At 38.2% G+C, this 15,332-nt stretch carries 9 protein-coding genes, 1 rRNA gene and 2 riboswitches; all 10 genes read left to right on the top strand.

Features of this window, described 5'->3' with window-relative positions; all coding sequences use genetic code 11:
- The first annotated feature begins 29 nt into the window (after window positions 1-29).
- A complete protein-coding gene (gene nhaC / locus F4V44_RS22095; RefSeq protein WP_150442179.1) occupies window positions 30-1,463 on the top strand; it encodes a Na+/H+ antiporter NhaC in 1,434 nt (477 codons plus the stop codon).
- A complete protein-coding gene (locus F4V44_RS22090; protein WP_150442178.1) occupies window positions 1,453-2,778 on the top strand; it encodes an NAD-dependent malic enzyme in 1,326 nt (441 codons plus the stop codon). The genes nhaC and F4V44_RS22090 overlap by 11 nt, the downstream gene beginning before the upstream one ends.
- Window positions 2,779-3,365: 587 nt before the next feature.
- On the top strand, window positions 3,366-4,319 hold the full coding sequence (locus F4V44_RS22085) for an AAA family ATPase (RefSeq protein WP_150442177.1): 954 nt from the start codon (window positions 3,366-3,368) through the stop codon (window positions 4,317-4,319).
- A 1-nt stretch (window position 4,320) separates the two neighbouring features.
- A complete protein-coding gene (locus tag F4V44_RS22080) occupies window positions 4,321-5,535 on the top strand; it encodes a DUF58 domain-containing protein (RefSeq protein WP_150442176.1) in 1,215 nt (404 codons plus the stop codon).
- Window positions 5,532-7,712 carry a DUF4129 domain-containing transglutaminase family protein gene (locus tag F4V44_RS22075; RefSeq protein WP_150442175.1) on the top strand — a complete coding sequence of 727 codons (2,181 nt, stop codon included), beginning with the start codon at window positions 5,532-5,534 and terminating at the stop codon, window positions 7,710-7,712. The genes F4V44_RS22080 and F4V44_RS22075 overlap by 4 nt, the downstream gene beginning before the upstream one ends.
- Before the next feature lie 32 nt (window positions 7,713-7,744).
- A riboswitch (purine riboswitch) is annotated at window positions 7,745-7,846 on the top strand.
- Window positions 7,847-8,004: 158 nt separating this feature from the next.
- A complete protein-coding gene (gene guaA / locus F4V44_RS22070) occupies window positions 8,005-9,558 on the top strand; it encodes a glutamine-hydrolyzing GMP synthase (protein ID WP_150442274.1) in 1,554 nt (517 codons plus the stop codon).
- A 190-nt stretch (window positions 9,559-9,748) separates the two neighbouring features.
- Window positions 9,749-9,850: riboswitch (purine riboswitch) on the top strand.
- Between the two features lie 180 nt (window positions 9,851-10,030).
- Window positions 10,031-11,356 carry an NCS2 family permease gene (locus F4V44_RS22065; RefSeq protein WP_150442174.1) on the top strand — a complete coding sequence of 442 codons (1,326 nt, stop codon included), beginning with the start codon at window positions 10,031-10,033 and terminating at the stop codon, window positions 11,354-11,356.
- Window positions 11,357-11,660: 304 nt separating this feature from the next.
- Window positions 11,661-12,503, top strand: coding sequence for a glucose PTS transporter transcription antiterminator GlcT (glcT, locus tag F4V44_RS22060; RefSeq protein WP_150442173.1), 843 nt, complete (start codon window positions 11,661-11,663; stop codon window positions 12,501-12,503).
- A 205-nt stretch (window positions 12,504-12,708) separates the two neighbouring features.
- On the top strand, window positions 12,709-14,766 hold the full coding sequence (ptsG, locus tag F4V44_RS22055) for a glucose-specific PTS transporter subunit IIBC (protein ID WP_150442172.1): 2,058 nt from the start codon (window positions 12,709-12,711) through the stop codon (window positions 14,764-14,766).
- Between the two features lie 495 nt (window positions 14,767-15,261).
- Window positions 15,262-15,332: ribosomal RNA gene (locus tag F4V44_RS22050) — 16S ribosomal RNA — on the top strand; the annotation flags it as partial.

Below are 15,332 nucleotides of genomic sequence, written 5' to 3'. Positions count from 1 at the left end.
ACCACCATTTTTAACTAGGGGGATTATGCATGAAGGAAGTAAGGTTACCAACCATACCTGAAATTGTCATTATATTAGGAGCATTTCTTGCGCTTGTGTTTTCATTTACGCTGTTTCTTGATTTACCGATTCAATTGGCATTATTCATCTCATGGTTTTTCGTTATTATTCTAGGCGTTCGACTCGGTCATTCGTATCAAGATTTACAAAAATCCATTATGGATGGGATCACAAATGGATTAGAAGCTGTCTTAATTCTTGTATCTGTAGGAGCTTTAATTGGTACATGGATTGCAGGCGGGGTTGTCCCAACTCTTATTTATTACGGATTAGAGTTTATCCACCCAAGTATCTTCTTATTAGCAACCCTAATTATTTGTTCTATTATGTCTATTGCAACAGGGACATCATGGGGAACAGTCGGAACAGCCGGTATCGCAATGATTGCCATTGGAGAAGGCCTAGGGATGCCACTTCCGCTAGTAGCGGGAGCTGTATTGTCTGGTGCGTATTTTGGAGACAAGCTATCACCACTATCTGATAGTACAGTACTTGCCTCATCACTTTCAAAGGTAGATATTTTACGCCATGTGCGAGCCATGATGGTCTTGTCCATTCCCGCATTTGTTATTACAGCTATCTTATTTACCCTTACTGGATTTGTATATGGCGGAAGAAACATTGATACAGAGAAAGTGGAGTTTTTTAAAACTTCATTACAACAATATTTTGATATCGGGATTCTGATGCTGATTCCAGCTGTTATTGTTGTAGTACTTTTAGCGTTAAAAAAACCATCTATGCCTGTTATTGTTATTGGTGCTCTATTAGGAGCGATTTGGGCATCTGTATTTCAAGGGATTGATTTTGCGGATGCAATCAATATCGCTTACAAAGGTTTTGCAATTGATACGGGTGTAGCGTTTATGGATGGTATCCTAAATCGCGGTGGGATTGTCGGTATGCTTGACACACTTGTGGTTATAATATTTGGTCTAGGATTTGGTGGACTTTTAGAAAAGCTAGGCGTATTAAAAGTGATTATAGCCACTTTTGAAAAGAAACTGACATCTGCAGGAAACGTGACATTGTCCACTTTAATTGTAGCATTTCTAGGAAATGTATTAGGTTGTGCGATGTATGTATCGTTAATTTTGACTCCAAAAATTATGGAGGATAGTTACGATAGGCTGAGGCTGGATCGCCGGATTCTATCACGTAACACAGAAGTGGGTGGCACATTAACGTCTGGTATGGTTCCGTGGTCTGATAATGGGATATATATGGCAGGTATCCTTGGAATTTCAACCTTTTCCTACTTACCATTTATGTGGCTTAGTTTTGTAGCATTAGGACTTGCGCTTATATATGGATATACAGGGAAATTTATTTGGTATGTAGATGAAAATTCACCTTCAGATGAGACAGAATATAAAGGAGAGAAAGTAGCAAATGATTACTAAACATATGATTCGTACACTTATGATTGAAACACCTAATGTTCCAGGAAATCTAGGAAAAGTCGCAACAGCTATTGGTCTTGCAGGGGGCGACATCGGTGAAGTGAAAACCGTAAAAGTTGGTCCAACCTATACCATGCGTGATATTACGGTACAAGTAGACACAGAAGAACAGTTAAATGATGTGATTAAAGCTGTTGAAGGGTTAGAAGAGGGCATTAAGCTTCATACGGTTTCAGACGAAGTTCTTTCGGCCCATGAAGGCGGTAAGATTGCTATGAAAAGTAAGATGCCAATCAATTCACTAGCAGAACTGCGACGTGTGTATACACCAGGTGTTGCTGATGTATGTAACCTTATTCAAAGAGAACCAGATAAAGCTGAAATCTATACAACCATTAGTAACACGGTAGCGATTGTAACCGATGGAACAGCCATTCTTGGACTGGGAAATATCGGACCTGTTGCAGGGATGCCTGTTATGGAAGGGAAGGCTGCTCTTTTTGACCAGCTAGCAGGAATTAGCGGGGTGCCCATTTTACTTGATACAACAGATCCCGAAGAAATTATTCGTACAGTGAAAAATATCGCACCTGGCTTTGGGGGAATTCTTCTTGAAGATATTGGTTCACCACATTGCTTTGAAGTGGAAGACCGTTTAAAAGAAGAATTAAACATCCCTATTATGCATGATGATCAACATGGTACAGCAGTTGTTACACTTGCAGCAGTTATATCCGCTTGCAAGAGCGCAGGAATTAGCTTAAAAGAAGCCAAAATAGGACAAATCGGCCTTGGCGCTGCAGGCATTGCGATTTGTCGTATGTTTATGGCCTATGGTGTACAAGCTGTTTATGGAACGGACAAATCAGAAGCGGCAATGAATCGTTTAAAACAATATGGTGGACAAACTACATTAAACATTCAAGAGCTAATGGAAACATGTGATATTGTTATTGCCACAACAGGTGTTCCTGGTCTTATTAAAAAAGAGTTTGTCAAAGAAGGACAAGTCATTCTAGCTTTATCAAACCCAAAACCAGAAATTGAGCCTGAAGCAGCATTAGGAGCTGGCGCTGCCTATGCGGCAGACGGACGCTCTATTAATAATGTTCTTGGTTTCCCAGGGATTTTTAGAGGAGCCCTTAATGCTAAAAGTAAAGTAGTGAACCACGAAATGCTTGTTGCTGCAGCAGAAGCCATCGCTTCTTGTACAAAACATGGAGATCTCGTACCAGATCCACTTCAACCAGAAGTACATGAGAAAGTGGCAGAAGAAGTTGAACGTGTAGCACGCCGCGTTTATGTAGGTGTATAAATCAGCGAAAAAACGACGCAGATTCTTATCTGTGTCGTTTTTTATTAAAAAATGGGGTTGATCATATAAGTATCTGGTTATTTAATTAGGGGGCACATCGTAAATCTGTTTACACTTTACATTCAACACATGTCGAGTGCTGCGCGTTGCTAACAAAGTATAGAAAAGTTCGTTTATTTATTCCTTATTTAGACGAGCATTTCTTATTAAATCATCAAAGTGATTCGTTTGCAAAGCGATAAATAATTCTCGGTAATCTGTCTCTTTTAATTTCAATTTGATTTACTAATCTGTGTATCCTCTTATGAGTAAGTTCATTGAATTGAAGATAATTATTTAATTCCCTTTTTAATTTAGCTAACTCGTCTCCAGATGTTGTTTTTGATTGCATATTTGAGTTTTCTTAATAATAAAAAAGGAGGATGCGCTTCAATTTTTGCAATTATTTTACAAAAATATTAAACTATGGATAAGTGTAATTTACAGAATAGAATGAATTTATTAAATAAAGTATAATTATAAGGGATAATTTATCGGTTAGGGGAGAGGTTTGCATCATCATTTAGACAAAGGCGGGAGGAGAGAACATGACAATGGATGTCATGAATCCAATTGTAGAGAGGATTTTATATAATATTGAAAAAGTAATGATTGGAAAGCGGAATGTAGCCCAATTGAGCTTGGTGGCATTATTGGCAGAAGGACACGTACTGCTGGAGGATGTTCCAGGTGTAGGAAAAACGATGATGGTACGGGCGCTGGCGAAATCAGTTGGAGCCAATTTCAAGCGAATACAATTTACTCCGGATTTACTGCCTTCAGACGTTACAGGGGTATCAATCTATAATCCAAAAGAAATGGAATTTCAGTTCATTCCTGGGCCTTTGATGGCTAATATCATTTTAGCTGATGAAATTAACCGAACCTCCCCGAAAACGCAGTCTGCCCTCCTAGAAGCGATGGAGGAAGCGAGTGTTACGATTGACGGGGTAACACATCGATTAGAAAAGCCCTTTTTTGTTATGGCTACGCAGAATCCAACCGATTATGAAGGAACCTACCCGCTTCCAGAGGCTCAATTGGACCGCTTTCTCTTAAAACTGAGGATGGGATACCCGGATCAGGAGGAAGAGATTGAAGTCTTAAATCGGGTACAGCAGAAGCCTCCGATTGAGGATGTTAAGCCTGTGATTAGCATACAAGAACTCCGAAATCTCCAAAATCAGATTAAACATGTTCATGTGGATAAAACAATGAAGCGCTATATTGTTGAAATGGCCAATCAAACGAGAAACCACGAAAATGTCTATATGGGGGTCAGCCCGAGGGGATCGATTGCTTTAATGAAAGCAGCCCAGGCCTACGCATTTATGTGCGGCAGAGATTATGTGCTACCTGATGATATACAGCTCTTAGTACCAGCTGTTTTTGCGCACCGGATTATTCTTAAGTCTGAAGCTAAATTTGCTGGTATCTTAACGGAGGACCTGTTAAGTGACATGATTGAGAATGTAGCGGTTCCTGTTCAGAGGGTGATGTAAAATGGGGGCGTTCTTCCAGCGGGTGAGATATTTCTGGAAGCTTTCTATTTTGCTTACCTTATTGGTCATTACGTTTTCTTATGCCATGTTTCAAGGCGGCTTTGTCAGCTGGTTTTTGTTCTACAGCTTTCTCCCCTTTTCCCTCTATGCCTTATTACTTGCCTTTTATTCGTTAGAGGATTTTTCGGTTGAAAGAAGCTTGACAAGAGGGGATTATCATGCAAATGAAACGCTGATAGTGAAAGTAACCTTAAAAAGAAATAAAGCTTTCCCCCTGATATTTATGGTTTTAGAAGACTGCTTAAGTGAATCCTTGGGAAATGCTGTACAGGAGAATCAGCATAAAGTGTTTCTTTTTCCCGGATTTCGCAAAGAGATAACGTATGAATATAGGATTGCCGATCTGCCAAGAGGAGAGCATGAATTACAGGCCGTCAGGATTTTTACAAGCGACCTGCTTGGTTTAATAGAAAAAGAGAAGCGTTTGGAGTTAAATGAAAGTATATTAGTCCACCCTGCCTATGAAAAATTAATTTTTGAATATGGTAATGATTATGAGCACGGAATGAGAGTTTCGAATAATCGAATCCAAAGAGAAGCCTCTATGGTTGCAGGGATTCGAGAATACCAACGAGGAGACCGGTTTTCCTGGATTAACTGGAAAGCGTCAGCGAGGCGCAATGGAATGGTTACAAAGGAGTTTGAACAGCACCAGTCAAATGATTTTATCATCGTAATGGATTGTACGAAGGATTATCGGTTTGAAACGATTGTTTCGTTTACGGCATCAATTGGACAAGCAATCCTTCAAAAAGGCTCACATATTGGTTTTTTAGCTGTAGGAAAGGAAAGAGCGGCTATTCCTTTTCAAGGCGGTGCTGTCGGCAGACAACTGCTGTTTTACTCTTTGGCCAAAGCGAAGGATGATTCTCCTATTGTATTTGATAAAGTCCTTAGCACGGACAGCTTTTTACTGCAGCATAAGCTTAGCTTTGTGGTCGTGACAGCTCAGTTATCAACCTTACTTATTGAGTCGGCTAGAAAAATGATGGCAAGAGGATGCCCAGTAACCATTTTTATCATTAAGGATGTTGGAGAAGTCATTACATCTGCTGAACAGGTAATCAAATCAAAAGCCCAAAAACATGGAATGAACATCACCTTTGTCTACAAGGAACAATTTGCTGCTGGTCTGATGGAGGCGGGAAGAGGATGAAGCAATGGCATGACGTAATGTCTTTATTATTATACGGTTTGGGCTTTCTTTTATTGCTGGAATGGATCTGGCCGATAAAAATCTTATCGGAAACAGCAGATATTTGGGTATTTCTTTTGTTTCTTCTTCTCTGTTTTCTACTCTTCTTTTTGCGGGCACCTATTTATGTGAATTTTCTACTTAAGGGAGGTGCCATTCTTTTCTTTCTTCAATTTCTTTATTTTGAAGAAGGTTTCCTTTCAATAGATTGGCTTTCTCTTTTTATTAAAGATATTAAATTAAATATAGGTTATATGTTTGATGGGAACTTGCAGGCATTAACGCATTTATTTAGAAGTTTAGCCTTTTTTATTGTTCTATGGATGATGGTGTATCTCTTGGAATATTGGCTCTTTAGACGAAAGCAAATTTTTCTTTTTTTCTTTATGACGATTGTTTATGTTGCCTTTCTTGATACATTTACACCCTATGATGCTAGCGGGAGTATGGTTCGGATTGTACTTATTGGTTTTATCATTATTGGGATTCTAACGTTTCAGCGTCAGTATAATAAAGAAAAGCTAAAAAAAGAAACGATTGTTTTCCGTAAATGGCTGTTGTTTTTATCGATGATAGTTTTATTTAGCTCTTTTCTCGGATACATCCTTCCAAAGGCTCAACCGATTTGGCCAGATCCGGTGCCATATCTTAAGGTATTTAATGGAATGGGGACGATGAAAAAGGTCGGCTATGGCGAGGATGATACACAATTAGGCGGCTCCATCACCGGTGACTCTACTGTAGTTTTTCAAACCATCGTTGAATCTCCTCATTACTGGAAGGTAGAAACAAAGGATGTGTACACCGGTAAAGGGTGGGTTCAGTCTGAGGATGAATTAAAGAATATTCGATTTTCTGGTAATCGTCAAATACCTATCACTTCGTTTGTCGAAGGGGTAAATTATGAACAATCAGTTCCTGAAACGAGTACTGTACATCAATTAAAAGACTATTCTCATCTTTTGTATCCATTGGGAGTAACGAAGATTCAATCAGATAGAGGCTATTCCTTTGAATTAGATTCATCAATAGAAAAGATTTACTCCTATCAAGGACCAAAATCTGCTTCGCTAGAGGAGTATTCTTTAACATACGAGATTCCTTTTTATACTGAGGATATGTTAAGGACAAGTGTTAGCGGCAATTCAGCCTTATTGGATGCATCTTTTATGCTGCGGTATACGCAGCTACCTGCTCATCTGCCATCAAGAGTAAAAGAATTGGCCGTTAAGATAACAAAGGGAAAAACAAATAACTATGATAAAGCGAAAGCGCTTGAACAATATTTTAAAACAAACCAATATTCCTATTCTTTGAATGATGTAGCTATTCCGAATGAAGATGAGGATTATGTTGATCAATTTTTGTTTGAAACGATGAAGGGGTATTGCGATAATTTCTCTACTTCCATGGTTGTGTTATTACGTTCACTGGATATCCCGGCAAGATGGGTAAAAGGCTATACCGAAGGAAGATTTACGGGAATGGAAGGCAATTTATATAAGTATGAAATCACGAATAATAATGCTCATTCCTGGGTTGAAGTGTATTTCCCGCAGATAGGCTGGGTTCCGTTTGAGCCTACTCCTGGATTCGCCAATGAAGCAGCTGCTAATATTGAAGAGGATGAGAAACAAGAAGGAACGGAAGCTTCTGTACAGCTGGAACAGCAGGAGGAAATCGAAAATGAGCAAAATGAGGAAGTAAAGAAAGAGGAAAAAGAAAACAAGCGTAATACTGCTGGCGCGAATGCGGAGGGGTTGTTTGCCTATAGCTGGGTCTGGTCAATGTTACTTGTTTTAGTGCTCTTGCTGGCATTCTTTTATATTTATTGCACTCGTTCAAAGTGGCTTTCTTTTTATTATATTAGAAAATTAAAATATGCCGAGAAGGATGATGCTTTCCTTGCTGCATATGACGTTTTACTAAAGCAGCTGAATCGGATTGGTATGACAAGAGATACTGGACAAACGTTAAGGGAATATGCGAAGAAGGTTGATGAACATTATTCAACAACTGAAATGACCCTGTTAACAAAACGATATGAAGAGTATCTCTACGGGAATCAAATAAAAAAAGGTACTTGGCTTGAAGTGAAAGAATTATGGGAAAATTTAATAAAAAAGACAATAGCTTGACCACAAAAATGCCCTGTTGGTACAATAACATTCGTACTAATAATTTGATACTTCATATAAATTCGATAATATGGTTCGAGAGTTTCTACCAAATCACCGTAAATGATTTGACTATGAAGACAGGGAACTAGATCTTTTAGGAATTCTGCCTTCTGCATGGAGGGAATTCCTTTTTTTATTAAAAGATATTGCAAGGACAAGCATTAAAAATATTATTTTCATTTTTAATGTGGAGATTTATAGTATTTGGTGAAGAATAAAAGTATGACAATAAATCAATGAGGTGAAAAAGCTGATGGGGAAGGCATTGCTTGATAATCAGGAAATGGTTATCGTACTAGACTTTGGCAGTCAATATAATCAGTTAATAACAAGAAGAATCAGGGAATTTGGGGTGTACAGTGAGCTGCATCCGCATACCATTACGGCAGAAGAAATTAAAAAGATGAATCCAAAGGGAATCATTTTCTCCGGTGGTCCAAACAGTGTATATGATGCGAATGCTTTTGGCTGTGATGAGGCTATTTTTGAGCTTGGTCTGCCACTATTAGGTATTTGTTACGGTATGCAGTTAATGACCAAACATTTTAATGGCAAGGTAGAACCTGCGAAACATCGCGAATATGGCAAGGCCAATATTATGGTTCAAAACCAATCAAAGCTTTTTGGGGACCTGCCGGCAGAGCAAGTGGTCTGGATGAGTCATGGAGACCTTGTTGTAGAAGCTCCTGAAGGCTTTAGAATTGATGCAACAAGTCCTTCATGCCCAATCTCTTCTATGAGTGATGAGGAAAGAAATTTATATGCGGTTCAATTCCATCCAGAAGTGCAGCACTCTGTATATGGTTCAGAGATGTTGAAGAATTTTGTTTTCGCTGTCTGCGGATGTAAAGGCGACTGGTCTATGGAAAACTTTATTGAAATCGAAATGGAAAAAATCCGCCAAACAGTTGGAGATAAAAAAGTATTATGTGCGTTAAGCGGCGGAGTTGATTCTTCAGTAGTAGCTGTTTTAATTCATAAAGCAATTGGCGATCAATTAACATGTATCTTTGTTGACCATGGTCTTTTACGAAAAGGTGAAGCGGAAAGTGTTATGAAGACCTTTGCGGAAGGCTTCCATATGAATGTCATTAAAGTGGATGCTAAGGACCGTTTCTTATCGAAGCTTGAAGGTGTTAGCGATCCTGAGAAAAAACGTAAAATCATTGGTAATGAGTTTATTTATGTATTTGATGATGAAGCAACAAAGCTTGAGGGTATTGATTATCTTGCACAAGGTACTTTATATACAGATATTATTGAGAGCGGTACAGCCACTGCGCAAACGATTAAATCGCATCATAATGTCGGTGGACTGCCTGAGGATATGCAGTTTGAGCTGATTGAGCCATTAAATACACTGTTCAAAGACGAAGTTCGTGCCTTAGGAACAGAGCTTGGAATTCCGGATGAAATTGTCTGGAGACAGCCATTCCCTGGTCCTGGACTTGGTATTCGTGTATTAGGTGCTATTTCTGAGGACAAGTTAGAAATTGTTCGTGAATCAGATTATATTTTACGTGAAGAAATTAGAAAAGCTGGATTGGAGCGCGAGATTTGGCAATACTTTACGGTTCTTCCGGATATTCGAAGTGTAGGGGTTATGGGAGATGCTCGTACGTACGATTACACAATCGGTATTCGTGCTGTAACTTCCATTGATGGAATGACATCAGATTGGGCTCGTATTCCTTGGGATGTACTAGAGGTTATTTCCACACGTATTGTGAATGAAGTGGCTCACGTCAATCGGGTAGTGTATGATATTACAAGTAAACCGCCTGCAACAATTGAATGGGAATAAGATAGAATCTCAATTAGCATTACTGTGTTCTCTTAATAAGAGAAACAGTAATGCTTTTTAGTTTCGTATATCAGAATATCCTCTGATAAAACAGAAAAAAACACGAACATTATGATAAATTAAATTAAAAAACATTCGTATTTTCTTATTGACGTTCATTAATATATATTGATATAATATTTTTCGGAAAGATAAATAGCATATAAGAATTCGTATAATATTGGGAATATGGCCCAAAAGTTTCTACCAAGCTACCGTAAATAGCTTGACTACGATTTGATAATAAAATGCAGTAATCTCCTTTTATTGTCATTTTTTGTAGTCAAGCACTTCGATATGAATTGGAGTGCTATTTGATTTTGTTAAAAATCTCGTATAAATGCATCCGGTGGACAGATATAATAAATGGATGTGTGAGTGCAATTATCGTGCAAGATTGTTTTGAAATGACAATAGATAAAGGGGGATTAACTTGAAGAAGTATTTTCAGTTTGAAGAACTCGGCACAAACTATCGCCGTGAAATTATTGGTGGATTAACAACCTTTCTCGCTATGGCATATATTTTAGTGGTAAATCCTATTACATTAACATTAGCGGATGTTCCGGATTTGCCTGATGCGTTAAGAATGGACTATGGGGCAGTCTTTGTAGCAACAGCATTGTCTGCTGCAATTGGCAGTATTATTATGGGTCTGCTTGGCAGATATCCGCTTGCACTTGCACCTGGTTTAGGTTTGAATGCATTTTTTGCTTATACAGTCGTTCTTGGAAGTGGAGTCCCTTGGCAGCATGCACTTGGAGCTGTCTTCATTTCCAGTGTGTTCTTCTTGATCCTGACGTTAACAGGTCTGCGCGAAAAATTGATTAACGCTATTCCGGCTGAATTAAAGTATGCAGTAGGGGCTGGAATTGGTTTATTTATTACGTTTATTGGCTTACAAACATCAGGTATCATTGTTAATAACGATGCAACACTTGTTGGAATTGGTGATTTATCTGCACCTAATACACTGCTTTCTATTTTCGGTATATTAGTGACTGTTATCCTTATGGTTAGAGGGGTAAGAGGCGGTGTTTTTTATGGAATGATTATTTCGATTATTGTCGGTATGATTTTCGGTTTAATTGAAACGCCAACTAAGGTTGTTGATAAAGTTCCTAGCCTTGAGCCGACGTTCGGTGCACTATTTTCATCATTTAGTGACCCATCTTTTTATTCAGCAGCCATGCTTGGAATTGTTCTAACTTTTCTATTTGTTGATTTCTTTGATAACGCTGGTACATTAGTTGCTGTAGCTAATCAAGCTGGATTTGTAAAAGATAATAAGCTCCCTCGAGCAGGCAAAGCATTATTGGCGGATTCCGTTGCTTCTGTAACGGGGTCGATACTTGGAACTTCAACAGTTACATCGTATGTTGAGTCGTCTGCAGGGGTTGCAGCAGGTGCAAGGACCGGTTTTGCTTCACTTGTTACAGCTGCATGTTTCTTATTGTCACTTTTCTTCTTCCCGTTGTTACAGGTTGTTACTTCTGCGGTAACTGCACCAGCGCTGATTATTGTAGGTGTGTTAATGGTTTCGTCACTTGGGAAAATTGACTGGACAAGATTTGAACTAGCCGTTCCTGCCTTTTTAACAATCATTATTATGCCTCTTTCTTACAGTATTGCAACAGGTATTGCAGTTGGGTTTATTTTCTATCCGATTACGATGATTGTTTCAGGAAGGGCAAAAGAAATTAATCCAATTATGTATTTATTCTTTGTCATATTTATTTTATACTTTATTTTTAGTTAGTAATAAAGTTAAGCCGGCTATGGATTTAGCCGGCTTTTAATATTGTTAATTATTGACTCATTTAAGCTGTATTTCATGACAATAGAGCAACCTTTCAGTGTAGCTGAAAGGCGTGTGAAATGTTCATTTCACACGAATAAGTTAAAAATCTGGCTTAGCAACATAGTGCATTAACAAAACCTTATTTTTATAAATAGGCAGCAAAAAGGATTCAATAAATACTATTTTAAAAAAAGTTTGACTTAAAACATTATGTTTCTATAATATAAGAGTTGTGAAAGTCATTATATGCTGAGGAGAAATTATGGCTGATCTAATTGTCCAGAAGGTATTAAATAACAATGTATTAATTGGAGAACATTCATCCTATGGTGAAGTTGTGTTAATCGGTAAGGGAATTGGTTTCAACCGAAAACAAGGGGATATGATTGATCAATCTGATGCTGAGAAAACGTTTGTGCTGAAAAACGAGAAGGAACAAGAAAACTATCTTAAATTATTGCCCTTTATTGAAAACGATTTATTGGAAACAATCATTACTGCTATCCACCATATCAAAGAAAGAACTGGGACGGCATTAAATGAGCATATCCATGTCGGTTTAACAGACCATTTAATGTTCGCAATTAAACGTTTATCAACCGGCTTAGAAATGAAAAACCCATTTTTACATGAAACAAAGGCCTTGTATCCAATGGAGTACAGCACAGCAAAAGAAGTAGTCACGTTAATTGAGAAGAAAACAGGCATTCATTTGCCAGATGATGAAATCGGTTTCATTGCGCTGCATATTCATAGCGCTATTATGAATAAAGAACTTTCTGATGTAAATCGCCATTCTCAGTTAATTACATCATTAGTTGAATTAATAGAAGAGCAATTAGAGATAATAATAGACAAGGAAAGTATGGATTATTTACGGCTCGTTCGCCATTTAAGGTTTGCAATTGAAAGAATTAATGCCGGAGAAACTGTAGAAGAACAAGGAAATATAAATTCCTTCTTGAAATCAGAATATCCGATATGCTATAATCTCTCATGGAAGCTCATAAAAGTAATGCAAAAGTATCTTCAAAAACCTGTTTATGATGCAGAGGCGATTTATCTAACCATGCATCTGCAAAGGTTACAAAAGAAGAAAATTTAATAAAGCTATCGTTCTTATACGTGTTACTGATTCGATCAGGCATGAGTAAAAGAAGATAATTGAAATGATGATTTTTGGGTATTGTATACCTAAAGATAATCGTATTTTCAATTTTTTCTTTTGCTCATGCCTTTTTATTTTGTAAAAAAACCACTTTTGAAAACGCTTATGAGTTTACCGAAATAAAAAACTTGGAGGTTTTGATATGTTTAAAAAAGCTTTTGGTGTTCTGCAAAAAGTCGGAAAAGCTTTAATGCTGCCAGTTGCGTTACTTCCAGCTGCAGGTATATTACTTGCGTTAGGGGCTGCGCTTCTAAACCCGACATTATTAGAAATTGCACCATTTCTAGATAACAGTACGGTGCATCTCATTGCGGCTGTCATGCAGCAAGCAGGAAATATTGTTTTTGGTAACCTGCCGCTGTTGTTTGCTGTCGGAGTAGCTATTGGGCTAGCAGGAGGAGAAGGGACTGCCGGGCTTGCTGCGATTATTGGTTACTTAATTATGAATGTAACAATGGGTACTGTTTTAGGTATTACTGCAGAGGATGTTAACGGATTAAACTTTGCAAGCATCCTTGGTATCCCTACATTACAAACCGGAGTCTTCGGGGGGATTATCGTTGGGATTTTAGCTGCAGCTATGTATAATAAATTCTTTGAAATTGCGTTGCCATCCTATTTAGGATTCTTTGCTGGAAAGCGTTTTGTTCCGATTATTACAGCTGCATCTGCCATTGTTTTAGGATTAATTATGTTGATTATTTGGCCTCCGATTCAGGATGGTTTAAATGCATTCTCGCAAAACATGGTACATGCAAACTTAACATTATCAGCCTTTATTTTTGGTGTAATTGAACGTTCGTTAATTCCATTTGGGCTGCATCATATTTTCTACTCGCCATTCTGGTACGAATTTGGTCAGTATGTAACAGCAGCAGGGGAAGTCGTTCGCGGTGACCAACGTATTTTCATGGCACAAATTACAGATAATGTACAAAACTTAACATCCGGTACATTTATGACTGGTAAATTCCCATTCATGATGTTTGGATTACCGGCTGCAGCGTTAGCGATTTACCAAGAAGCACGTCCGGAGAAAAAGAAATTTGTTGGCGGCCTTATGGTATCAGCAGCTCTAACTTCATTTTTAACAGGTATTACAGAACCGCTTGAGTTTTCATTCTTGTTTGTTGCGCCAGTGTTATTTGGAATCCATGCGATTTTCGCTGGTTTATCATTTATGACTATGCATCTGTTGAATGTAAAGATTGGTATGACTTTTTCAGGTGGTCTGATTGACTACATTCTTTTCGGATTAATTAATCCACAAACGAATGCATGGCTTGTCATTCCAGTTGGTTTAGCGTTTGCGGTTATTTACTATTTTGGTTTCCGTTTTGCTATCCGTAAATTTAATCTTAAAACACCTGGACGTGAAGATGAGTCAGCAGAAGTTGAAGGCAGCCAGTCTAAAGGCAGTGATTTACCTTACCAAATCCTTGAGGCAATGGGCGGTAAAGGAAATATTGCACACTTAGATGCTTGTATCACTCGCTTACGTGTTTCTGTAAATGATATAAAGAATGTCGATAAAGATGAGTTAAAAAGGTTAGGTGCTGCAGGAGTCCTGGAAGTAGGTAACAACATTCAAGCTATCTTTGGACCTCGTTCTGAGACAATTAAAGGGCAAATGAAGGATATCATGAGTGGTAAAAGACCGGTTGCTGTGGTAAAAGAAACTGAAAAGGGCGTTGAACAGCAAATTGAAGAAGTAACTCCAGAAGTTTTAAGAAATAAAATAGCAGATGAAGTATTTGTTTCCCCGATTAAAGGTGAAATAAAGTCAATTACAGAAGTACCTGATGCTGTTTTTTCAGGAAAAATGATGGGCGATGGGTTTGCGATTCTTCCTTCAGAAGGTACAATCGTTTCCCCTGTCAAAGGGAAGATTGTAAACTTGTTCCCAACAAAACACGCTATTGGAATTCTTTCTGATGGTGGCCGTGAAATCTTAATTCATGTTGGTATCGATACAGTTAACCTAAAAGGTAAGGGGTTTGAAGCGTTAGTAGCTGAGAATGACAAAGTGGAAGCTGGACAACCTCTTCTAAAAGTGGATTTAGATTATGTTAAAAACCAAGTTCCTTCTATTATAACGCCAGTTGTCTTTACAAATCTTGATCAAGATGAGCAAGTGGTTATTAAGAAACAAGGTACTGTAGATCTTAAAGAAGAAAACATCATTGCAGTTTCGAAATGAATCATATATTAATGAAAGGAAATGACCGTTCTCCATTAAAAGGGAACGGTTTTTTCTTTTTTTAGGCTGTATTAAAGGTCAATGTTGATTTTTAAGGACCGGTTGATTGGAGTGGAAGGCACGAAGACTCCTGCGGGAGAAGCGAGACAGATGAGACCCCGCGGACACGAAGTGTCGAGGAGGCTCAGCGGTCGCCCTAAGGTGCGCGAAGTGCCTGGAACGGAAATCAACAACCAAGTTTAACAGAGCCTTTTTTTAAAATGATTGTTGACTTTGGGAGTTCTAGGTGTTAATATATTGAAACAGTCGCGAGATTACATGAGTTAAAACTTTTGATAAAAAGTTGTTGACTTAACTATCGAGAGTGTGATAAATTATAAAAAGTCGCTTAAGCGACATTATTTCATTTGCTCCTTGAAAACTAAACAAACAAAAACGTCAACGTTAATTCAAATTGCCTTTATGGCAACATTATTTATGAGCAGTCAAACGATTCTTTTGGAGAGTTTGATCCTGGCTCAGGACGAACGCTGGCGGCGTGCCTAATACATGCAAGTCGAGCGAAC

It is taken from the genome of Niallia endozanthoxylica (assembly GCF_008710145.1).
GTDB lineage: Bacteria > Bacillota > Bacilli > Bacillales > Cytobacillaceae > Bacillus_BD > Bacillus_BD endozanthoxylica.
Note: the sequence above shows the minus strand (reverse complement) of the source record. Positions and strands in the feature narration are given on the sequence as shown.